The organism is Microcystis sp. CS-574 (genome assembly GCF_028329095.1).
Lineage (GTDB): Bacteria > Cyanobacteriota > Cyanobacteriia > Cyanobacteriales > Microcystaceae > Microcystis > Microcystis ichthyoblabe_A.
In genome coordinates, this window is record NZ_JAQMSY010000160.1 from 1 (window position 1) to 21,294 (window position 21,294).

Annotated in this window: 19 protein-coding genes; 8 read left to right on the top strand and 11 right to left on the bottom strand. The window is 44.4% G+C overall.

All coding sequences use genetic code 11. The annotated features are described in order from the left end of the window. Positions 1–80 precede the first annotated feature (80 nt). Positions 81–845, top strand: a complete 765-nt coding sequence (locus PN470_RS12575; protein WP_016515626.1) for a metallophosphoesterase family protein — start codon at positions 81–83, stop codon at positions 843–845. Here PN470_RS12575 and PN470_RS12580 read toward each other — a convergent pair. The 3 genes from PN470_RS12580 to pgl form a co-directional block, all read right to left on the bottom strand. Next, positions 764–2,011 carry a site-2 protease family protein gene (locus PN470_RS12580; protein ID WP_272104614.1) on the bottom strand — a complete coding sequence of 416 codons (1,248 nt, stop codon included), beginning with the start codon at positions 2,009–2,011 and terminating at the stop codon, positions 764–766. The two genes, PN470_RS12575 and PN470_RS12580, sit on opposite strands and share 82 nt — an antisense overlap. 105 nt (positions 2,012–2,116) lie before the next feature. Then, positions 2,117–2,743 (bottom strand): FHA domain-containing protein, encoded by a 627-nt coding sequence (locus tag PN470_RS12585; protein ID WP_271937917.1) that lies wholly within the window; start codon positions 2,741–2,743, stop codon positions 2,117–2,119. Between the two features lie 140 nt (positions 2,744–2,883). Beyond that, entirely contained in the window at positions 2,884–3,606 is a 723-nt protein-coding gene (gene pgl, locus PN470_RS12590; protein WP_103113406.1) for a 6-phosphogluconolactonase, read from the bottom strand. 393 nt (positions 3,607–3,999) lie between these two features. On the opposite strand from pgl, the gene PN470_RS12595 reads away from it, so the two are divergent. The 3 genes from PN470_RS12595 (at position 4,000) to PN470_RS12605 (ending at position 8,807) form a co-directional block, all read left to right on the top strand. Beyond that, the gene (locus PN470_RS12595) at positions 4,000–4,791 is read left to right on the top strand and encodes an HpsJ family protein (protein ID WP_272104615.1); all 792 of its coding nucleotides are present in this window, start codon (positions 4,000–4,002) and stop codon (positions 4,789–4,791) included. Between the two features lie 525 nt (positions 4,792–5,316). Then, positions 5,317–6,048: a sugar transferase gene (locus PN470_RS12600; RefSeq protein ID WP_002752714.1), complete on the top strand. Its 732-nt coding sequence runs from the start codon at positions 5,317–5,319 to the stop codon at positions 6,046–6,048. Positions 6,049–7,178: 1,130 nt separating this feature from the next. Continuing rightward, entirely contained in the window at positions 7,179–8,807 is a 1,629-nt protein-coding gene (locus PN470_RS12605) for a cation:proton antiporter (RefSeq protein ID WP_272104616.1), read from the top strand. Here PN470_RS12605 and PN470_RS12610 read toward each other — a convergent pair. The 4 genes from PN470_RS12610 to PN470_RS12625 all read right to left on the bottom strand — a co-directional run bounded on the left by PN470_RS12610 (position 8,764) and on the right by PN470_RS12625 (position 10,602). Continuing rightward, on the bottom strand, positions 8,764–9,480 hold the full coding sequence (locus PN470_RS12610; RefSeq protein WP_123229943.1) for a potassium channel family protein: 717 nt from the start codon (positions 9,478–9,480) through the stop codon (positions 8,764–8,766). The two genes, PN470_RS12605 and PN470_RS12610, sit on opposite strands and share 44 nt — an antisense overlap. Before the next feature lie 68 nt (positions 9,481–9,548). Further along, entirely contained in the window at positions 9,549–9,956 is a 408-nt protein-coding gene (locus tag PN470_RS12615; protein ID WP_002747586.1) for a ferredoxin, read from the bottom strand. Further along, positions 9,956–10,342 (bottom strand): DUF1257 domain-containing protein, encoded by a 387-nt coding sequence (locus tag PN470_RS12620; protein WP_069475433.1) that lies wholly within the window; start codon positions 10,340–10,342, stop codon positions 9,956–9,958. The genes PN470_RS12615 and PN470_RS12620 overlap by 1 nt, the downstream gene beginning before the upstream one ends. Before the next feature lie 44 nt (positions 10,343–10,386). Then, on the bottom strand, positions 10,387–10,602 hold the full coding sequence (locus PN470_RS12625) for a DUF2997 domain-containing protein (protein ID WP_002752708.1): 216 nt from the start codon (positions 10,600–10,602) through the stop codon (positions 10,387–10,389). 310 nt (positions 10,603–10,912) lie between these two features. Between PN470_RS12625 and bioU the strand changes: the two genes are divergently transcribed. After that, entirely contained in the window at positions 10,913–11,914 is a 1,002-nt protein-coding gene (gene bioU / locus PN470_RS12630; RefSeq protein ID WP_272104617.1) for a (S)-8-amino-7-oxononanoate synthase BioU, read from the top strand. On the opposite strand, the gene PN470_RS12635 is transcribed toward bioU, so the two are convergent. Together PN470_RS12635 and PN470_RS12640 are read right to left on the bottom strand one after the other, a co-directional pair. Next, complete coding sequence (locus PN470_RS12635) at positions 11,911–12,837, bottom strand: RluA family pseudouridine synthase (RefSeq protein ID WP_272104618.1); 927 nt, start codon at positions 12,835–12,837, stop codon at positions 11,911–11,913. The genes bioU and PN470_RS12635 overlap by 4 nt on opposite strands. Before the next feature lie 304 nt (positions 12,838–13,141). Beyond that, entirely contained in the window at positions 13,142–13,483 is a 342-nt protein-coding gene (locus tag PN470_RS12640; protein WP_002773195.1) for a phage holin family protein, read from the bottom strand. Between the two features lie 295 nt (positions 13,484–13,778). Between PN470_RS12640 and PN470_RS12645 the strand changes: the two genes are divergently transcribed. The 3 genes from PN470_RS12645 (at position 13,779) to PN470_RS12655 (ending at position 18,875) form a co-directional block, all read left to right on the top strand. Beyond that, positions 13,779–14,168 carry a hypothetical protein gene (locus PN470_RS12645; RefSeq protein WP_272104619.1) on the top strand — a complete coding sequence of 130 codons (390 nt, stop codon included), beginning with the start codon at positions 13,779–13,781 and terminating at the stop codon, positions 14,166–14,168. A 300-nt stretch (positions 14,169–14,468) separates the two neighbouring features. Next, the gene (locus tag PN470_RS12650) at positions 14,469–14,825 is read left to right on the top strand and encodes an iron-sulfur cluster assembly accessory protein (protein WP_002732517.1); all 357 of its coding nucleotides are present in this window, start codon (positions 14,469–14,471) and stop codon (positions 14,823–14,825) included. 174 nt (positions 14,826–14,999) lie between these two features. Beyond that, positions 15,000–18,875 carry an Eco57I restriction-modification methylase domain-containing protein gene (locus PN470_RS12655; RefSeq protein WP_272104620.1) on the top strand — a complete coding sequence of 1,292 codons (3,876 nt, stop codon included), beginning with the start codon at positions 15,000–15,002 and terminating at the stop codon, positions 18,873–18,875. A 78-nt stretch (positions 18,876–18,953) separates the two neighbouring features. On the opposite strand, the gene PN470_RS12660 is transcribed toward PN470_RS12655, so the two are convergent. Both PN470_RS12660 and PN470_RS12665 read right to left on the bottom strand, forming a co-directional pair. After that, complete coding sequence (locus PN470_RS12660) at positions 18,954–19,415, bottom strand: DUF29 domain-containing protein (RefSeq protein WP_271937897.1); 462 nt, start codon at positions 19,413–19,415, stop codon at positions 18,954–18,956. A gap of 80 nt (positions 19,416–19,495) precedes the next feature. Next, entirely contained in the window at positions 19,496–20,968 is a 1,473-nt protein-coding gene (locus PN470_RS12665) for a phosphatidylserine decarboxylase (RefSeq protein WP_271937894.1), read from the bottom strand. Positions 20,969–21,294 lie beyond the last annotated feature (326 nt).

Below are 21,294 nucleotides of genomic sequence, written 5' to 3' on the forward strand. Positions count from 1 at the left end.
CCCCCCACCCCACACCCTGCCCCCACGAAAAACTTTTTGCCGCAAACCCTACCTATGCCCTAATCCCCTACTAAATCCTCATGCGAACCTTAGCGATCGGCGATATTCATGGTTGCTCGAAAGCTCTAGATCACTTGCTAGAGATCGTCAACCCCAAACCGCAAGATACTTTAATCACCCTCGGTGATTACGTTAATAAGGGCAGAGACTCGAAAGGGGTGATCGATCGCCTGATTTCCCTACACAAACAGGGAAATTTGATTCCCCTCAAGGGTAATCACGAGATTATCATGCTGCAAGCCCGTCATAACCCCCTTAAACAGCGTCTCTGGTTAGAAAAAGGCGGTAAAGCTACTCTAAAATCCTATAGCGAAGGCCACCTGATTAAAATTCCCGAATCCCACTGGGATTTTTTAGGAAAAGTCTGTATAAATAGCTACGAAACTGCAAATCATTTATTTGTTCACGCTAGTCTCGATCCCCATCTACCCCTAGCCAGACAACCAGAATACAAACTCTTTTGGGAGAAATTTCAATATCCCGCCGCCCATAGTTCGGGAAAAACCATGATTTGCGGCCATACCAGCCAAAAAAGCGGGAAACCGATTAATCTCGGCCATGCCATTTGTATTGATACTTGGGCCTACGGCCAAGGCTGGTTAAGTTGTTTAGATGTGGAAACGGGGAAATTGTGGCAGGTTAACCAGCGAGGAAATTTTCGGATTAGCCATATTCAAGATTATTATCTTCCATCCTCTCTAGGTCAGGACATTAAGGACGGTTCGCCGATTTTTGGCCGTTCACTCTTGTCAAGAGCGGCAGCAATGACATTTAAGGGCAAATAACTGGGGTAAACTCCCTCGCGAGCGCGTTCAATATCCGTTTCCTCTAGGGGAATTTGGTATTTAATCGCAATTGCCTTGAGGATATCGCCGCGATCGATTACTCCCGCTACGGCGGAGGCCGGTGTTAACACCGTGAGCATTGGGTCCTGGATGGTTTCCAATTTCTGCACCACCGTCACTAAGGGGGTTTTTTCCTCAACAGTGGCAATTTCCCCGAGGGGATGGGCAATATCAAGCAGTTGTTTTTCTGACCAGAAACTCCGCTCGATCGCCTGTAAATCTGCCACCCGAATTAATCCCCGATAACGTCCCTCGGAAGCGGCAAAATAAGCAGTATTGGCAGCCGCTCGGTCTAAAACGTATTCTTGGGCGAATTCCTCTAGGGTTTGATGGGCGTTTAAAACCCGCAAATGTCTGCTCATCACCTCTCCCGCTGTGAAATTGAGGAGACTTTCCTGTAAATTAGTTAAATTATCGTAGGCGCGGGCATTTCTGAGGATAAACCAGCCCATTAATCCTAACCAGGCACCCCCCACATCTGCCTTCAAGATAACCAAGAAAATCCCCAAAATAATCCCCAACCAACCGATTAATTGACCACTGATCGCAGCCCAATGTAACCCTTTCCAGCGATCGCCAGTCGCTTGCCAGACCATTGCTTTGAAAATTTGACCCCCATCGAGGGGTAAACCGGGGATAAGATTAAATAGAGCCAAAAACAGGTTAATTATCGCTAAATGCCCGCATATATAGGTTAAATTGGCGTTTAAATAGGGTAAGTGACTGGCTAGGGAGAGGAGACAAAACAGGAGAAAACTGACGAGGGGTCCAGCGATCGCTACTTGCAGGGCCTCGGGAGGAGTCCGAGATTCTCGATCGATCGAGGCCATACCCCCAAAAAGAAACAGGGTAATGGAATTGACCTCGATGCCTTGGGACCGGGCCATTAAACTATGACCTAATTCGTGGAGTAAAACCGAGATAAATAGCAATAAAGCCATGATTAAACCCAGCAACCACGCTAAAACAGCACTATGGGCGGCCAGAGACTGAATTTCTGCATCGGTGGCATTGATCAAGGTGACAAAAGCCAGAATCAAAAACCACGAGGAATCAATATAGAGAGGAATGCCCAATAAAGAGCCGATTCGCCAATTTGTACGCATAATTTTCAGTGGGGAAATGGGGAAGTGGGGAAGTGGGGAAGTGGGGAAATGGGAAATTTAGCTGAAATTTCCCCATCACCCTAAATCCCTAACCCCTAACCTTTTTTAAGACATTTGGAAAATAAAAGTCATTTTGTCGCCTTTACCGAGGGAAATGCGATCGCCTGCCCGAAGACGATGACGATTGCCGGGGGGTAGGGGATTGTGATTAACGTAGGTTCCGTTAGCGCTGCCCGTGTCTTCAAGATAATAGATGCCCCCTTCAACGCGGATATCGCCATGAACCCGGGAGACGATATCAGAATCAGGAAAACCGGAAACATCGATATCGGGGGGAATGCGATCGTTCGGTTTGCCGATATGAATTACCGATAGATGTAAGGGTAATTCAATTTTGCTATCGGTTTGCAGGTGCTGGAGACTAGCCATTTCCGTCTGTAAGCGGGTGGCAGCCGGAACCGGTGGGGGGGCAACAGGCGGAGGTGCGATCGAGGCGACGGTGGCTGTAGGGACTGGTGGGACGGGTTCAGGTTCCGATTCGGGTTGGGCTGCCACCATGGGAACGGAATTAGGCTGTAAATTGTAGCCACACTGACCGCAAAAGGTGGCATCAGTTTGGATGGTTGCCCCACAACTAGGACAGGAAGACATCCGCGGCAAGGGAGTGTAACAGGCCTCGCATTGACTGGCCTCATCGGGGTTAATATGTTCGCAATTAGGACAAACGATCATTTTTTCAGGAAAAAGTAAAAAGTAAAAAGTAAAAAAGCAGATTAGGGGTTGGGTGTTGGGGTGTTGGGGTGTTGGGGTGTTGGGGTGTTGGGGTTTTAGTTGAATTACCCCATTTCCCTATTCCCCTATTCCCCTATTCTCTAGACAAAAGAGGAACCAGCGGCCGCATCGAGCAACCAATATAATTCCCCGGCCGGGGGGTGGATGAGACGGGAAGGATAGGAGAAAGAGTCACCATAGGCAGAGAAAATCTGATGTAGAGCGGGGCGTTTACTTTCGCCGGCAGCGATAAAGATCACACAACGGGCCTGATTGATCAGGGGAACGGTAAAAGTCAAGCGGGGATTGCCGTCTTTCTCGCCGACGGTGATACAGCGATCGCTCACCGTTAAAGCTGCCGTGTGGGGAAAGAGAGAGGCGGTGTGACCATCATCGCCCATTCCCAATAAAATCAGGTCAAAAACGGGAAAATCGGGAGAATTGACCCCAAACCATTGGCGGAGATGATCATCGTATTTTTGGGCGGCCAGCTGGGGATCGGGTTCATCCGTGGGCATGGGATGAATATTAGCGGCTGGGATCGGTATGCGATCGAGCCATGCTAACCGGGCCATGCGTTGATTACTGTCAGGATGATCGGGACTAACGTAGCGCTCATCTCCCCAGAAAACGTGAATTTTTGACCAGTCGAGGGGTTGAGAGGATAAAGCCTCGTAGAGAGGTTTCGGGGTACTACCGCCGGACAGAGCGATGGTAAAATAGTCCTGTTGGTCGAGGCTGGTTGTGATTTTTTCCAGAACCAGCGCCAGAGATTTTGCGATCAGAGCTTGTTTATCAGCTAAAACTTCCACCAATTTCTGCATGGGTTTTGTTATCAACTCAGGGGGGCTGTCTTTACTATAGGCTAACCATTGAGGACTCATCTGAGAGCTTGGGAAAATTTTATTCTTTGACAGTCTCTGTCTTAGGGAAGAGATATAGGGAAAACCCAGTCTGAGAGCTTGGGAAAATTTTATTCTTTGACAGGGATAGGTTTACCGATGCCATATTGAGGTAATATTTCTAGAGTCGATTCTCGAAAGAGGTTGACAAGCAGAACGATTTAGCGTAGGGTTTAGCGGGAGGTTGAGCAAAAGTTAATTAGAAATTGCAGTTTGTCAGATTGCCTCTCGGCAAAATCCGTCTGGGAACCCCCAGCGAGAACTTTTAAACAGACTAATGAATCTATTCATTGACATACCATTACAGAAACAGCGATGAACAGTTTTACTTCTTTGTCCCTGAAATTAACGGGATTGGTTTTCATTCTTTCCTTCCTTTTGGATGCGTTTATCCTGCCGCTGCCCTATCAATTCAGTCAATCCCAATGGCAGGTAGGTTTCGTCACCACCTTTGTCGATCGAGGAATTGTTCCTCTTCTGGGTATCGTTCTCGTTTTAATCGCTTACTGGATTGACGATAACAATAAAAATTTCACTACTAGGAAATACCACTTTGAATTGCGTTGGCCGATCTTTATTCTTTCCACAGTGTTAGGCTTAGTTTTTCTGTTGATGATTCCTGTTCATATCAATAATATCAACCAGATTAAAAACGACGCTTTGACTCAAATTGAACAGGGTGTTGATCAAGGGGAGGGACAAATTCAGGCTTTCTTAGCCCAGTTAAATACTCTATCGCAAAATCCCCAACTATTAGAACAGCAGATCTCTCAGAGAACTCAAGTGATTGAAACTGGTCGTTTCCAAGGACAACCGATCAGCACAGAACAGTTACAAACCCTTCGCCAACAAAGAGAGCAATTAACTAATTTACGCGATTTATCCAAAAGCCCGAGGGAATTTAAACAGCGATTAGATGAGATCAAAAATCAGCTACAAACTCAGCTGCAAGAGCGGCGAAAACAGGCAGAAAGCCAAGCTAACTTGGAGGCTTTGAAACAGTGGTTAAGAATTGGTAATCAAAGTATGTTGCTATCGATTTGCTATAGTTTGATCGGTTGGTTAGGCATTCGAGAACTAAGTAGTATGAAACAACCCATCGCCTAAGTAGGGGATTTATCTTAAATGATGAAGTCTAAAGTTTTCGTTTTCGGGAGCCAAAATTCGGGCTTCGGCCAGGAGCTCAGCGTTCGACAAAAGCTCACGCCGAGTTCCGAATGGACTCAGCAGACGAGCGCGGACAACAGCATACTTAATCCTTAGGATCAAATCTGTAACTACTTAGATATTCAGCCACAAAGGGTATCATTTGCCGATGCTCTTTTTTTTATTAAACCTCTTGCATAATTAATTTTTGCTGATTCAAAAGCGTCCTACAATACTAAATCCTGTTTGAAAGGCATAGGGGAGCAGGGAGTGGGGATAAGGGAGAATAAATAAAAATAATCTCCTGACTACTGACTGCCGACTGCTGACTCCACCAAGAAACTTTTTCAGTAAACCCTAATTAGAGATTTTTTAGTACAAAGGCTCTAGAATGGCCCGTGCCAGTTATTGACCCGAAGACTTGTTTTTTCAGTCTTGTGGCTTTATCATGGGTACTGTGTGGTGTGTGTGATGTGAAGGAGTAAGATGACTGCTAATAGCCAACTTATCTCCGTCAAGGCTCTACAAGCTTTGATGAAGCGAGGGTTCAAACCTTCGGTCTCTGGTAGACGGCATCAAAAATCTTGGTTAATAGCTTTAGACGGCGATACCTCAAAACGATTATTCGATATCGTTTTCTCCCTATCGGTTCTAATTTTCTTTTCGCCGCTTTATTTGATCTTAGCCTTATTGATCGCGATTAGTTCCCCCGGTCCGGTCTTCTATATGCAGAAGCGCGTCGGTCAAAACTTCCAGCATTTCAACTGTATCAAGTTCCGTACTATGGTAATGGACGCGGATAAGGTATTAGAGAGACTGATGGAAGACTCCCCCCAACTGCGGGCGGAATTCGAGGATAATTTCAAGCTCAAGGACGATCCCCGCATAACTTGGATTGGCAAGTTTCTCCGCTTAACCAGTTTGGACGAGTTTCCCCAATTCTGGAACGTCCTGCGAGGAGATATGAGCGTCGTCGGTCCGCGGCCTTTAGTTCCCGAAGAATTGCAGAAATATGGCAATCGCATCGACAAGGTCTTAACTATTCGCCCCGGTTTAACTGGTTTATGGCAAGTTTCTGGACGTAATGACATCCCCTATCCCATGCGGGTGCAGATGGATGTGTATTACGTTAATTCGCGCAACTGGTTAACCGATATCTGGGTAATCTTCAGAACTATCGGTGTTGTGGTTTTTCCCAAAAATAACGGTGCTTACTAAAGCGGTGAATAGTAGTTCAAGATTACTGGCTACTGTTCCAATGTAATTAATCGCTAGACTGGAGGAGAGAAAGGCAGAACTTGCTTTTTTCTCCTCTTTTTTTGAGAAGAAATATTATGATATAGCGTTTTTCAGTCTGCTGAGGTACAAAAGTTATGGGTTTTAGGCAAAAGGCAAAAGGCAAAAGGCAAAAGGGAAGAAAATAGGTGTACCTCACTAGCTTAGGAAACGCTATAGTAATTAGGGCTTGCTAGATAATGGTATAACCCTTTTAAAATAAGGCTTTTGACCTTTTAAAATCCGATATTAGTGCTAAAAAATAGGATTGAGACCTTCAAAAACCTTGCATTATCCTTCTTGTAGTAGGCAAACTGGTACAAAAAAGGAGAGCAACAAAGCCTTAAACTGCTGCCTTCTGCCTGACCCCATACTAGGCCTTTTTGAACAAACCCTACTTAGCTGTTATCTTAAGGGTGAGGTACGAAGTCTCTGATTTTAGGAAACACTGGAACTAGAAATGATGCTAAATCCCGTCATTTCGTCTTTACCACAATTTAGGCATTTTGTCAAAAAAATTTTGACTTTGCAACAAAACTACACAAAAATTAGATCAACGTTGTTAGGGAAAAAAGGGATAATTGGCGAAAGTGTTTGGTTTGGCTAAAAGGGAAAGTCTAGATTTAGCAATGGTTTCAAGGCAAGCTAGACCTTTAAAAGTCCAAAAAAGACCACAAAAACCCACCATAGCATAATGCAAAATTATACCAGAATCGCTGGAAGTATTGCTATCTCGTAAATAAATAGAAATTATTCTCAATAAATTCTTGAGTAAAAATAAATATTACCAATTGTAAATTGAAATATTTTTAAGTATTGAAGGTGTTTGTATATAAAATACTTATCATTTTGCCCCGATTGCCTCTAACTTTTCCCTCCCCCACAACAATCACCGGGTAAATAGAAAATTTCTCATTCTTTCTCCTAAAGATGAAGTACAGATTAATCCTTACTCATCAAGTATTTTAGCAACAATAACTAACCTCATCTTTCTGAGAAAGGCTCTAACTGCCATAACCTACCTTGTATTATGAACAATAGTCAAGTTCTTATATTCTCGGTAAAATCGTCTTATGAGGGGAGAATTATTAGTAGCCTGGGCAGCACAACAAAAATCCTTCGATAGCAATTCTGCTGTGAACAGCCAAACGGTGGGAGACATTCCTGAACTGGTTCTTATCTTGATCCTGCTGCTACTGATTGCCACTGCTGTGGCCCTAGTAACCCAGCGATTACGCATTTCCTATGTGGCAGGTTTAGTGTTAGCAGGATTACCGATCACCGATCTTTTATCTCGTCGTATTGGCTTAGATCCGTTTTTAGTGCTTAACCTTTTTCTGCCGATTCTGATTTTTGAAGCGGCGATTAATACGGATATCAGCCGTCTTCGCAGCACCTTTAAACCGATCGCACTGCTCGCAGGACCAGGCTCGGTTTTTTCTGCGGCGATTATTGCAGTTTTGGTAAAATTCGGGCTGGGGCTAGATTGGATTCCCGCCTTACTGGTGGGAGTGATTCTGGCAAATACCGATACTGTCTCAATAATTGCCGTCTTTAAGGAAATTCGGGTTCCCTCTAGGCTCTCCACTATTGTGGAAGGGGAAACACTATTTAATGATGCAGCCGCACTCGTCACCTTCAATTTGCTCTTGGTGATTTACGCAACCGGAACCATCAGCACCACACAAGTCATCAAGGAAGTGTTGATCGTTGCTCTGGGTGGGGGATTAGTAGGCGCTGTCCTAGGCTACCTGTGTCTGCCCATCTATGTGCGCTTACGGGATCCGCTGAGTAGCCTGTTACTTACGGTTGCACTTGCCTTGGGAGCTTTTCAACTCGGGCAGTTTTTGGGTGTATCGGGAGCGGTGGCGGTAGTTATTGCCGGACTTGTCTTTGGTAACTTGGGGCTGCCTCGCAGTGCCTCTGCATCCGATCGCATTACCCTGATCAGTTTTTGGGAATATGCCGGTTTTATCGTCAATACCTTTATTTTTCTGCTGATTGGCATTGAAATCAACCCCTTGACCCTATGGCAAACCTTGCCATCGATTGTGCTGGTCATTTTGGCTTATCAATTGGGGCGTATTCTGTCAGTGTATTCTTTACTATGGGTACTTCGCTGGATCGATCGACCGATCCCCTTGCGCTGGCAACATATTCTGATTTTGGGCAACATCAAGGGTTCCCTCTCCATGGCCCTAGCGGTTGCCATTCCTTTGACTCTAACAGGGAGGGAATTGATCATCGAGCTAGTCTTTGGCTCTGTGTTATTTTCTCTGGTTATCCAAGGATTAGCCTTACCTTGGCTAATTAAAAAGCTCAATATTAGTCAGGTTTCGGCAGTAACCCAGGAGATTGGCCAGTTGCAGCTGCAGTTGATCGCGTCGAAAGCGGCACAAGATGAGTTAGCCAATTTACTGAAATCTGGCGTTTTACCGAAAGCAGTGTACGAAGAACTGTGGGCATCTTATCAGGCAAAAGTGGCGGTATCGGAACGGGTGCTGCGGGATGCTTATAACCAGTCTCGATCGGGGCAAATGGAGCCTAACAACAGTCAGTTAGATGCCATTCGACGACGATTGTTCCTCGCTGAGAAAGCAGCCTTGAGCGATGCACTTCGCAAACGCATTGTACCGGAAGACTTGGTACAATCCTACGTTAAAGGTTTGGATGAGAAACTTCTATCGTTGGACGATGATTAGTTTGAATGCCGAGGTAATCGATCATAGGTTTGACGAATTCCGGACGAGTAACCACCAGAATAGTTGAGTCTGCTTCTAGGACGGTATTGCCGTTGGGAATCTCTAAACTGGCAGAAGGGTGACACTGATAGCCAATAATCAGCGAACCGGTCGGAAAGTTGGCATCTTGAGCGATTTGGGCAACGGTACGCCCAGCTACATAACAATACTTGGGGACGGGCAGCTTTAGCACCTCCACTTGTCCCTGTTCAAAGTGCATCATCGATTCTACTTCGGGGTATTCGATCGCATTGGCCATAGTGACAACGGCTAAATCAATCGTGCTGATGATGTGACTAGCTCTAGCAAGACGATAGGCATCGAGAAATTCGCGATCGCACATTCTCACCACAATATGGGAAATGCCATAACTTCTGGACAAGGTAACTAGGGCTAGATTCATCGCATCGTCCCTCAATGCGGCAACAACCGCGTTAGCTTGTCGAATCCCCGCCTCTAGCAGAACTTTCGTACTGACAGCACTCCCCTCAAAGGCCATGACACCAATTTTTTCCCGGGCAAACCGACAAGCTAAAGGATCCACATCAACGATGGCCACGGTGTGTCCCAAGTCTAAAAGTTGTTGGGCTAAACCTAGCCCCATCATTCCCGCCCCACCAATTAAAACGTACATAGCGGCTCTTTACTTAACAAACTTGACTTCTAGGAAATAATGGATGGATGAGGCTGCACCTATCCACCCTAGATATCTAAATCTGCGGGGCTAAATTTCTTGTGAATCTGAGGAAAACCTAACTGTTTAATCACTTGATGTTTGCGTTCTTCCTCAAGAGATGACAACTGATTATAATTAACCCAGTGAATACAGTTAACTGGACAAGTCTCGATCGCTTCTTGAATAATTTCTTCTTCGTCACCGTCCTGATTATAGACACGAGAGCGACCGTATTCGCCTTCAATAAAAAAGGTATTGGGGGCAACGTGGGCGCAGTGTTTACAACCAATACAAGTGACCTCATCGACGTAAACCGCTTTCTGGCGCAGTAAACCACCCAATTCGGGTTCAAAACCGGTGCGATCAGGGGAATCTCTTAGAAATCCCCCTAACTCTGGTTCAAAACCAGAGCGTTCGGGAGAAAAATCAGCCATTAGGCGCTCCAACGTTGTACCAATAGACGAATAGAACCATCAGTATTTTTTTCCTGTGCTGCCACCTGAAAACCCTGTTTAGCAGTTTCTGCCAGGATGGTGTGGTAGGCATAACCTTGATTTACTTTTCTTAAAAATCCCTCTACGGTTAGAGGTTGTTGCCAGTATTGTAAATCGGCAACTAACTCGTACTCGTTGCCATTCCAGCGAAAACCGATATCGTAATTGTTATCCTGCTCGATTACCACCTCTGCGCTTAAAGTTTGACCTTGATAACCTTTGACGGGGTGGGAACCCTCTTTCCATTCCATCCCCATATCGCTCAGGGCGGCTTTTAGGTAGGATAGATCGCGGATTTTGGTTTTGATATTGCTAAAGTGTGACATGGCTTTTCAGTGGCTTAAATAAAGGGATTGGGAAAAATGAAAAATTACCAGTCGCTAAAAGTGGCTGCGTTGCTGACTTTCTCTGACTGGCTGACGGTTTGATGGTAATAATCCGAGGTTTTCTCTTGAGACATCAGCTGCCCGAGTTGTGCCTCGATCGCCGCCGTCACCTCTTGACAAGATGAACCGACTATGCCTGTCACCTTTTCCATGACGCGACCATCGGGATAGATGATAAACTCTAGGCTTTCCATGCTCATAGGTCTTCTCGGCGTAATCTGGGGTTTGCAAAGCTCCCTATCGTTTTAATTTACGATAGTTTGCTAATCGTAGCAATCTGGTTAAAATTTTAGCAAAACTTTATATTATCTCGGCCAACCACTTTCATTTTTTGTAAGTTTCGCGTAACTTTTCTTTATCGTCAACGGCGAACCTATCCCCGGAGGGCATAATTTAACAAAACTACACAAAAAAGACGACCTGAAACGATAAATTGAAAATAAAGGAGATGCAACGGCGAACCACGACCGCCGAGATCATAGAATTTTGTCTATAGGAATCAGAACAGATATGAATAAACAAATAGCCAGCGATCGCCTTCGGATCGGTGTTTTAGGTTTTGGTGGTTTGGGACAGGCTGCCGCCAGAATTCTCGCCCCCAAACAGGAAATGCTTTGGACTGCCGCCGCCGATAAAGCTGGTTTTGCATACCACAAAGACGGTCTAGATGTCAATACCTGTAACAAAATTTATCATGACCAGGGTTCGATCGGTTATCTGGAAAATTACGGCAGTCTCAGCCAGAACAGTATCGAGGAATTAATCAAAACTGCCGACGTAGAGGGCTATTTTCTCGCCTTACCGAATTTACCTAACAATTTCATGGCCGATATCGCTAAAACTTTCATTCGCTTAGGTTGGCGCGGGGTTTTAGTCGATGCTCTCAAACGTACCAGCGCCATGGAACAAATCTTAGCACTACAAGCAGACCTAGAAGCCGCCGGCATCACCTACATGACCGGCTGCGGTGCTACCCCCGGACTGTTAACTGCGGCCGCTGCCCTAGCTGCCCAGAGTTATGCGGAGATTCATAGCGTTAAAATTACCTTTGGCGTGGGAATTGCCAACTGGGAGGCTTATCGTGCCACTATTCGCGAAGATATCGCCCATTTACCCGGTTACAACCCAGAAACAGCCCACCAGATGAGTGATGCGGAAGTGGAAATGCTGTTAAATAAAACCAATGGCATTCTTAGCCTCGAAAATATGGAACACGCGGACGATATTATGCTGGAATTGGCTGGAATTTGTGGACGCGATCTCGTTTCCGTCGGGGGTGTGGTGGATACGCGCAACCCGAAAAAGCCTTTAAGTACCAATGTTAAGGTCACGGGGCGGACTTTTGAAGGCAAAATTTCCACCCATACCTTCACTTTAGGTGATGAAACCAGTATGGCGGCTAATGTCTGTGGGCCCGCTTTCGGTTATCTGAAAGCGGGGGTTTCCCTGCATCGTCGCGGTATCTACGGATTATGGACAGCAGCGGAGATTATGCCGCAATTTGTGCGCTAGGGGTTTCTCTGGCGTAAAATAGCTAAAACTTTCGGGAAAATAGCGGGTAAGGGAGCGATCGCTTCTAGGCTCTCTCCCGTGACCGGATGTATTAAGATTAAACGATAGGCGTGGAGTAATTGTCCGGGTAGATTAATTCCGATGGAACGACCGGAACTATAGAGGGGATCCCCAAGAATCGGATGACCGATATGGCTGCTATGAACGCGGATTTGATGAGTTCTGCCAGTTTCTAGGCGAAATTCCATTAAGGTGTAGTTGCCTAGTCTTTCCTTGACTTGCCAGTGGGTGACGGCATTTCTACCTCCTTTTTCCACGGCAATAATAGCCATCTTTTGGCGATCGCTACGGTGACGACCGATCGGCAGATCAATTGTACCTGTTTCGCTTTTAGGGACACCGTGGACAAGGGCCATATATTCCCGGCGTGCAGTTTTGGTTTTTAATTGTGCCTGTAGGTGTTGATGGGCCTGGTCGGTTTTGGCAATAACGATCGCACCCGTGGTATCCTTATCTAAGCGGTGGACTATGCCGGGGCGTTGAATTCCACCAATTCCGGCTAAATTTGGGCAGTGATGCAGTAAAGCGTTGACCAAGGTTCCCGATTCGTGACCGGGGGCCGGATGAACCACTAAATCGGCCGGTTTATTGATGATAATCAGATATTCGTCTTCGTAAAGAATATCAAGCTCGATCGCCTCGGCGGTTAATTCGAGGGGTTGAATGTCGGGAATGGTAATCTTTAAGCGATCGCCTTGACCAACTTTAGTATTTTTATTAGTGCAAATTTGACCGTTTAACTGTATATATCCCTGTTCTATCAGTTTTTGCAGCCTCGATCTCGATAAATCGGGCAATTGTGACCCCATCCAAGCATCTAAACGTTCTTTTTTTCCCGCAACTTCTAAGTTTAATTGGTTCATCGATTTTTAGTGATCAGGGTGTAGGGTGGGGGGGAATCAAGAAAAACTGACTGGAGATTAGTTAATCTACTTAGCTCAACAATTCCATTTATTTTAACAGTAATTGAACTTGCTCTGGCTGCTTGAGATAGGAATCTTGGGATTAAATTTTCCTGATTTTTAACGACAAAAGCCAAAGCAAATCAGTAGAGATTTACTCATACCCAAAAAAATAGAGAGACGTTGATTATAGCAACGTCTCTAGATCAGAAATTAATCAATCAGAGTAAGCCAAGCTGTTTTAAACAAGCGAATTTTGCCCACTTTAGTCAACGAAAATGCCATTTAAAACTCCTGAAATGATCGAAACCACGATCGAACCGAATAAAGCGGCAAAGAATGATTCTACCTGAAAACCAGGGATAAAATAGGAGGCTAAAGAAAAGGAAATGGCATTGACCACAAAAATAAATAACCCTAGGGTCAAAATAGTTAAAGGCAGGGTAAAAAGAATCAACAGGGGTCTAATAATAGCATTAATTAAACCCAAAGCGACAGCAGCTATCAAAGCCACGGTAAAATCTTTAATTTCTATACCGGGTACTATTCGCGCTGTAATCAATAAAGAGACGGCGGTAATCAACCAACGGAGGAAAAAAGATAACATAAGTCCATCCATCTAAGATAGTTCATCCTCATCTATTCTAATCGCCATCGCCCCTTAAAAAGACGGAAGTTTTCAGGAGATGACAACGAAAACCGACATTGACTGCTGCCGCTGCTCGAAAACCAGAGCGGGAACATAAGTAGCTGGTTATAATTAAATTAAAAATGGATTTTAGGTTCGATCCCCCCTGCCCCCCTTGATAAGGGGGGTGCCGATAGGCGGGGGGATCTGACACTGATGATAAACAGGAAAATTTGCTCAGACTATCACCCCCTGGAAAGAGGCGGCACTAAATATGATATCTAGAAAAAATTTTAGCCAAAGCCAGCAAGTACCAATCGGTAAAACGAGAATTATTCAGGGAGCAACTGGCACTTTAATGCTAATGACTCTGCTTTCTCTCCTCTTAGTGCCACCCAGTTTAGCATCTCCTGAGCCACCTAATTCGGTCATCGCCGCTACCCGTCAAGATTTGAGTCGGAAAACCAAGATATCGGTTAATCGCTTACAAATCCAAGCATCACAACCAAAAACCTGGCCCGATGGTTGTTTAGGATTAGCTAAACCGGGGGAATTTTGTACTCAAGCACTGGTGCAAGGATGGCGAATTATTCTGACTTATAAGCAAAAAACTTGGGTTTATCGCACCGATAGCAGCGGCACTAATCTCCGCTTAGAAAAGTGAATTTCTTTGGCTCTTTTCCGGCTGCTTTTTCGGCATCCCCAAGGCAGCGCTGTCCTGTCCGTTGGGTGATGAAAATCGGCTGAGAATGGCTCTAGGGTTTGTTTCAAGAATCTAGTCGTCTCTGGCAACCCTATTTAATTAATAATCCCAGTTTTTTGCTTTTTTTGCCCTATAACCCCTGAGAGGCTGGGAAAAGTAAACAGCAATTCAGTCAACAGCCCTCAACTATCGTTAAGATGGATAGGAGAAGGTAAAGTTTTATATGTCCCCTTCAACTGCGTTTAGGAGTTCCTGCTAAAGATGACACAAGCTACTCAGATTCAAGGAAAAGGAATTTTACTCAGTGAGGCTGCCCTCAAACACCTTACCACGCTCAAAGAGCAACAGGGCAAGGATTTATGTCTGCGCGTGGGTGTGCGTCAGGGGGGTTGTTCGGGAATGTCCTATATGATGGATTTTGAGCATCCTAGCAATATTGGCCCCCAAGATGAGGTTTTCGATTACGATGGCTTTAAAATTGTCTCTGATAAAAAAAGTCTGCTCTATCTCTACGGTCTCATGTTAGATTACAGCAACGCGATGATCGGCGGTGGTTTCCAATTCACTAATCCCAACGCCAGTCAAACCTGTGGCTGTGGTAAGTCTTTTGGCGTTTAATTATTTCTCTGGGGTGATACCTTTCACCTCCGCCTCCCAGAGGCGATTTTTTTTGGCCAAAACTCTTGACAAAATCGGAGACTTGACATATACTTTTTATATAATGGGAATCCGTGCCTGCCTGCGAACCCTTCATTTTTAGGCTAGATACCCTCAATGTTAGGATAATCGGTCATGTCAGGACAAACGGGCAATAAACCACTTTTTTCTCAACACTATCTTGAGCATCGGCTGCCGGATTCTGGGGAATGGCAAGAGGATGTATCGGTGGCATTTGGCCGCTTAGAGAGTCTTTATCAACAAAAAAAGGCGATTTTGCCGACTCTTAACGAAGCGCAAACGGAAGCAGAATTAATACAACCGATTCTAGAAATTCTCGGTTTTAGTTATATACCGCAGGTAAGCAGTAGGGGAAAAGGAAGGTCAGAAAGGCCAGATTATGCCCTATTTGCCACAGAAAATGACCGTTATCAGGCCTATGCTCTCCAGAATAATGAAAGAGCCTTTTATAGTCAAGTTTTAGCGATCGCTGAGGCCAAATACTGGCAACGTTCTCTTAGTGACGTTTCTAAGAATGATCAGCGAGATATCTGGAAAAATAGTAATCCTTCCTTTCAGATCACCAATTATCTGACGGGGACGGGAGTAGATTGGGGTATTCTCACCAATGGTCGAGAATGGCGCTTATATTATCGTCAAGCGTCCTCCACAGCCACGGAATTTTATCTAGTGGACTTGATGGAACTATTAGAAGGGGGAGACCGGCAAAAATTTCGGTATTTCTGGTTATTTTTCCGTCAAGAGGCTTTTATTAAGGATATTCACGGTCAGAATTTCCTTGAACGGGTCCGGGAGGGAAGTACCACCTATGCCACTAGAGTGGGTAACGAGTTAAAAGAGTTAGTCTTTGATCGCATTTTTCCCGATATTTCTAAGGGTTTTGTATCATTAAATACAGACATACAGCCAGATTTATTGTACGAGGCGAGTTTATCCCTGCTGTATAAATTATTATTTCTACTCTACGCAGAAGCGCGGGACTTGCTGCCGGTGAGGGGAGACTATCGCGATTACAGCTTATTGCAAAAGACGCGAGAAATTGCCGTTAAAATCGATCGTCAGCAGGTCTTTAGTGGCACCTCGACGGGAATATACGATGCTCTCCTCAGTTTATTTCGCATTGTCGATCGAGGGGATGCTAATTTAGCCGTACCTCGTTACAACGGGGGTTTATTTGACATGGAAGAAGGCCGGGTGAATTGTTTTCTCGGTCAATATAAGTTATCCGATGCGGTTTTAGCGCCCATCCTAGACAAGTTAGCACGTTTTGAGGGACAGCCGATCGACTATAGTTTTTTAGGTGTGCGACAGTTAGGATCAATTTACGAAGGATTACTGGAATATCGCATCGTGATTGAGGGGGAATCGGTGCATCTGGAAAATGATCGGGGAGAAAGAAAAGCCACCGGTTCCTATTACACTCCCGATTATATTGTTAAATATATTGTCAGTCATACCCTCAAACCAATTTTAGAGCAAAGAGCGCGACAGTTCGGGGATGTGATGACAGAAATCGCCACCCGAAGACAAGAAAGCAGCGATAGACGTTTAGGAAATCTCAGTCAGCAGGGACTAGAAAAAGAGCTACAACGCTTAGAAAAAAAAGCGATCGCTACCTTACTTGATCTTAAACTCTGTGACCCCGCCATGGGAAGCGGACATTTTTTAGTAGAAGCAGTGGACTATCTCACCGATGAGTTAATCCAGATTCTCAATCTTTATCCCGAAGATAATCCCGTTTTAACCATGTTGGAAACCACCCGACAAAATATTATCGACAATCTCCGACAACAGGGAATTATTCTCGATTCTCCCACCCTTGAACCAACGCAATTATTACAGAGAGTGGTGATGAAGCGCTGTATTTATGGGGTGGATATCAATCCGATGGCCGTAGAATTGGCCAAAGTTAGTCTCTGGTTACATTCTTTCACAGTGGGCGCACCTTTGAGTTTTTTGGATCATCATTTACGTTGTGGTAATTCTCTGATCGGAACTACCGCCAAGGACGCAGAAGCCGCTATGATCGAGGAGGAAAGTGGTCAATTAACTCTTTTAACTGGCCCTTTTGTTGGGTTGCTTCGGGCAGCAGAAATTATGCGGGGAATTAGTACCCTCAGCGATGCGACTTTTGCTGAAGTGGAAGCAAGTGAACAGTTATTCCGTGATTTTGATAGTCAAGCTAAACCCTACAAGCGTTTATTAGATGTTTTCCTTTCTCGCTTTTTTGGGGTTAAAACTGCTATCGAGTTTCTGCAGCGCTACGGTGGTAATATATCGGCAATTAATTGGGATAAGATACCCCGATCAGATCAAGGAATTTTAGACCAAGCAGCTAGTTTATATAAAAGTAAGCGCTTTTTTCATTGGGATCTGGAATTTCCTGAAGTTTTTATCGATCTTGATTCCGCTTCTTGGAAGGATAACCCCGGTTTTGATGCAGTAATCGGTAATCCTCCTTATGGTTCACCTTTTAATAACAATGAGATAACTTATTTCAAAGAATCCTACCACTGCATTAGTTATCGAGTTGAGAGTTATGTTGCTTTTATGGAGAAAACTTTTAATTTTTTAATAGAATTAGGAGGTGTAGTTTCCCTAATAGTTCCCGACAACTGGATGTATCTTGATTTTACGGAAAATTTAAGAATTCATTTCTTAAAAAATGGAATTATAAAAAATATTGTTGCACTGCCGAGAACTGTTTTTAAGAGTGCCACAGTTGATACAACAATTTATGTTATACAAAAAACCCCTAACTCTCAATCTCACGAAACGTTAGTCACAACTTTTCTAAAAAAAGACGTTATTAATGAAATATCAAATAGTAACACTAAACAACTTTTGAGAAATCAAGATTACTGGTTGAGTTTTCATGAACATATTATCAATCCTTACCTTTCGTCATCAGAATTGGTGATTTTAGATAAAATAAATGATTGTAGTAATGATCTAAAACAAATAACTGCCATAAATTATGGTCTTAAAGCATACCAAAAAGGGAAAGGTCATCCTCCTCAAACGACAGAAGTAATGGAGATTAAACCCTTTACAAATAACAATAAAGTAGATGAAAGCTATGCCCCATTTTTTGAAGGTCAATCAATTCAAAGGTATTCGATTGATTGGTATCATAATAATTGGATCAAGTGGGGTAAATGGTTAGCAGAACCAAGAAATAAAGAACTATTCTGTCAGGATAGATTGTTATTTAGAAAAGTTGTTGACTCTAGACTGTTAGGATGTTTTTATCAAGAAGAAGCTTATAGTAATACTCTATTATATGTAGTAAAGTTGAAAGATAGTGTTAATTATAACTTGAAATCACTATTGGCTATTTTAAATAGTAAATTAACGGGATTTGTTTTTAGAAAAAAGTTTGCAATTCAAGAAGAAGATACATTTCCTCAAATTTTATTAGATGATTTTGCCTCAATACCGATCCGAAAAATATCTTTTAACACCAAAAGCGATCGCCGTCAACAGAGTTTAGAGAAACTTATCAAAAGTTATCAAGAAAAGCAAGAAATATTAAAAGAAATCGAGGAACATATTAGGAGAGAGGAAACCGATATAGTCCATGATATTCTGGCCTACTTAGCAGAACAGATGATCGAGATAAATCGGGAAAAACAAAAAGAAATCAAAAGCTTTTTAAGATATTTAGAGAGAATAATCGGCAGTGCGATCGATAATTTAACCAACAAATCAAAAATCCAAAACTATCTCGGTGACTACCAAAAAAGCGAACCTCATCTTAGCTTGGATCAACTGTGGGAGATACTGAAAAAGAACAAAAAGAAAATTAGCGTTAACTTACTCGATCGTCAAATAAAGGAAACCATAGAAAAAGAATATCAAACCAGTCTAGATAAACTTTTGCCCCTAAAACAACAATTAAGCGCCACCGATGAATTAATCGATCTAATTGTTTATAAACTCTATGGATTAAGCGAGGAAGAAATTAAAATTATTGAAGGGAGAGAGTAAAAAAAAGAATCAGCTGCCTGCGTATTTAAATTACTTGTTGAGATACAGATACCCGTTGAGGCGGTATAACCGTTAAATTTACGGCCAATCCTGACTCGTATCGCAGAGGAAATGGTCGGCCATGATGTTCTCGAAGGTGAAGGGACAGTGAGAGGGAAAAGTCCGTATCGGTAAATCCGTTTCCCGCAAAGCCAAATCGACTCCGGCCTCAAAAGCATCGGATAAAGCCGTCGGTATCTGGGATTTTAAACTAGGATTACCCTCTAGATGCCGTCTGATCCCTCGTCTCTGTTCTCTAATCGTCAAAAACCAGCTGCGAGAACGTTTATCCGGCTGATATTCCCATTTGAGAAGATGTCCTACCAAAACGGTTAGACGGCTCACCAGTTCTCGATATTCTTGTTTACCCAAGGAAATGATTTCCTCCCGTAAGTTTTGCCAGTCCAGAGCTTCTACCTGTCGGTTGGCCAGAGCTTTCGCTTGTAGCTCTGTCCACCCATAGAAGTCCGATTCATACAGGGAATTGGCTTGATCTTTCATATTGGAACTTTACCTAAAATGTCGGCTGGAAGGAACCCTGGAGATGACAGGTTCCGCCAGTATAGAACAGCGAAGCACGATCAAAACGACAGCAGTTTGGCGATATTTGAATAGGCGTACTGACTCCGCACCGGATAGTGAACACCTACCGTAGCCGTGATGTTGACGTTGGACTGACGCTCGAATACCATCACGATGTCGGAGCCGCCGAAGAGGAAAGTCGAGATCATCTCGCCCTTCGACACCGTTTTTCCCACCACCTCCTGGCGCACCTTCTCGTTGATCAGTGCCACCTGCTCATCATAAGATCGCCCCTTCTTTTCCTGTTTGGTAAGACGGATAAGTTCCTGCGTCCCTGGTTTGACGAACACAACGGACGATACTTGTGCCATTCCAATGGGCAGTACGGCGATCTTGCCGATAGCGGTTTCCAGGACAAAAAGCCCACGGCACTGCACAAACTGATAGTCGGTGGCATCCTGTGCATCCAGATAACGGTGCGGCATGGCCACGTTGGCCAAGGATGAGTTTTCAACGGCACGTCCCTCAGCATCGAGTAGATCAAGTTGGACATCCAGGTAAACCTGTCCCGGGATAAATTTGGCCTCAATTATCCTGCCCGCTGCCGGGGCGTGCTGCCGGTGATAGTCAAAGACATTGAGAAAGCTGTGGACGAAAATGCCGCCCTCGAAATCCTGGGCATACTTGGAACCCTTTAACAGTTCCGGGATAGGCCATTCGACGTGCTTGACCACGATTGAGGACTCTGCGGGCATCGGCTCGCCCACCCGAGTGGTGATAGTCCATTGGCCGACAAAAGTGGACTCGGCTGGGAAGACGATAATCCGAGGATCGTCTGGCTGGGCGACTGGGCGCTGTCGATTGATATCCTTGAAAGTCCTGGAAAACCACTCGTTGAATGTCTTGTAGTTCTCGATCCCGTTTTCGCCCCCATTGTAGTCCTGGTAGGTATATTCCGGCCCGAACTTATAGGTTACGAGATGGTTGGCCGATTCGGGTGTGTCGAGAAATTCGCCCCATTCGACCGCAAATTCCCGAAGCCAGAGGGATAGCGGTGTGAGAGCCTCGCCGGTAAAGGGAGCGATGGGGCTTTGCAGGGAGACGAGTTCGGGTTGGTTGAAGTAGTAATAGAACTGCGTCAGGTGCAGATAATCTGTGCGTTCGTGGTAAATGTCGCCCTGCCATTCCCAGACCCGCAATCCGGGGATCCACGTTACCAGGGCATCGATGTAATAGTAAAATTGGTAGAGGTTGTGTATCCGATCGAGTTCGGGGATGCGCTGTTGTCTTACCTTCAAGATCGCGCTCTGGAAGGCTCCCCCATAGGCGTAATCGTCGATGAGCTTTTTAAGTTTCTTTGTGATCGGCTGCTTCGGCTCGTACACTGCGCTATCGGGGGGTAGCTCTTTAAGGAATTTCGGCCCCTGGGGGATTGACGATGAAACTCCCTGCTCGTTCAGGTGCTGGGCCTCCCGCGCCGACACCGCTTTCCATTTCAACCGGCCATAACTCTGGTTGTGATTTGTGTTCATGCCATTTTCCCCTTGTTGAATATCAAACTATCTATCTAAAATCTCCACAGACAGGGCCGACATTCCGCACATCTTCATATACTTTTATATATTTTTACATTCCCCAAGATGTTTTGACAAAAAACCTTCATTGTATAAACTACTATTAAGAACATTTTCAATAGATCTCTTGCATAAGTCTAGACAAAATAGGATAAAATAGTCCAAGAGTTAAGATTGAAAGATGACTTACGAACAAGTAAAAACTTTAAAGCCAACAGAGTTAAAACGCTTGTGTGGCGTGTATCCAGATACATTTAAGGATATGGTAACAGTCCTAAAGGCAG

Bases quoted from the DNA above. Each gene is read 5' to 3' on its own strand.
- PN470_RS12640 (WP_002773195.1), bottom strand. From the start codon at position 13,483: ATGTTATCTTTTTTCCTCCGTTGGTTGATTACCGCCGTCTCTTTATTG.
- PN470_RS12600 (WP_002752714.1), top strand. From the start codon at position 5,317: ATGACTGCTAATAGCCAACTTATCTCCGTCAAGGCTCTACAAGCTTTG.
- PN470_RS12580 (WP_272104614.1), bottom strand. From the start codon at position 2,011: ATGCGTACAAATTGGCGAATCGGCTCTTTATTGGGCATTCCTCTCTAT.
- PN470_RS12645 (WP_272104619.1), top strand. From the start codon at position 13,779: ATGATATCTAGAAAAAATTTTAGCCAAAGCCAGCAAGTACCAATCGGT.
- PN470_RS12655 (WP_272104620.1), top strand. From the start codon at position 15,000: ATGTCAGGACAAACGGGCAATAAACCACTTTTTTCTCAACACTATCTT.
- PN470_RS12610 (WP_123229943.1), bottom strand. From the start codon at position 9,480: ATGTACGTTTTAATTGGTGGGGCGGGAATGATGGGGCTAGGTTTAGCC.
- PN470_RS12660 (WP_271937897.1), bottom strand. From the start codon at position 19,415: ATGAAAGATCAAGCCAATTCCCTGTATGAATCGGACTTCTATGGGTGG.
- PN470_RS12595 (WP_272104615.1), top strand. From the start codon at position 4,000: ATGAACAGTTTTACTTCTTTGTCCCTGAAATTAACGGGATTGGTTTTC.
- PN470_RS12665 (WP_271937894.1), bottom strand. From the start codon at position 20,968: ATGAACACAAATCACAACCAGAGTTATGGCCGGTTGAAATGGAAAGCG.
- PN470_RS12615 (WP_002747586.1), bottom strand. From the start codon at position 9,956: ATGGCTGATTTTTCTCCCGAACGCTCTGGTTTTGAACCAGAGTTAGGG.
- PN470_RS12635 (WP_272104618.1), bottom strand. From the start codon at position 12,837: ATGAACCAATTAAACTTAGAAGTTGCGGGAAAAAAAGAACGTTTAGAT.
- PN470_RS12620 (WP_069475433.1), bottom strand. From the start codon at position 10,342: ATGTCACACTTTAGCAATATCAAAACCAAAATCCGCGATCTATCCTAC.
- PN470_RS12625 (WP_002752708.1), bottom strand. From the start codon at position 10,602: ATGAGCATGGAAAGCCTAGAGTTTATCATCTATCCCGATGGTCGCGTC.
- pgl (WP_103113406.1), bottom strand. From the start codon at position 3,606: ATGCAGAAATTGGTGGAAGTTTTAGCTGATAAACAAGCTCTGATCGCA.
- PN470_RS12585 (WP_271937917.1), bottom strand. From the start codon at position 2,743: ATGATCGTTTGTCCTAATTGCGAACATATTAACCCCGATGAGGCCAGT.
- PN470_RS12650 (WP_002732517.1), top strand. From the start codon at position 14,469: ATGACACAAGCTACTCAGATTCAAGGAAAAGGAATTTTACTCAGTGAG.
- bioU (WP_272104617.1), top strand. From the start codon at position 10,913: ATGAATAAACAAATAGCCAGCGATCGCCTTCGGATCGGTGTTTTAGGT.
- PN470_RS12575 (WP_016515626.1), top strand. From the start codon at position 81: ATGCGAACCTTAGCGATCGGCGATATTCATGGTTGCTCGAAAGCTCTA.
- PN470_RS12605 (WP_272104616.1), top strand. From the start codon at position 7,179: ATGAGGGGAGAATTATTAGTAGCCTGGGCAGCACAACAAAAATCCTTC.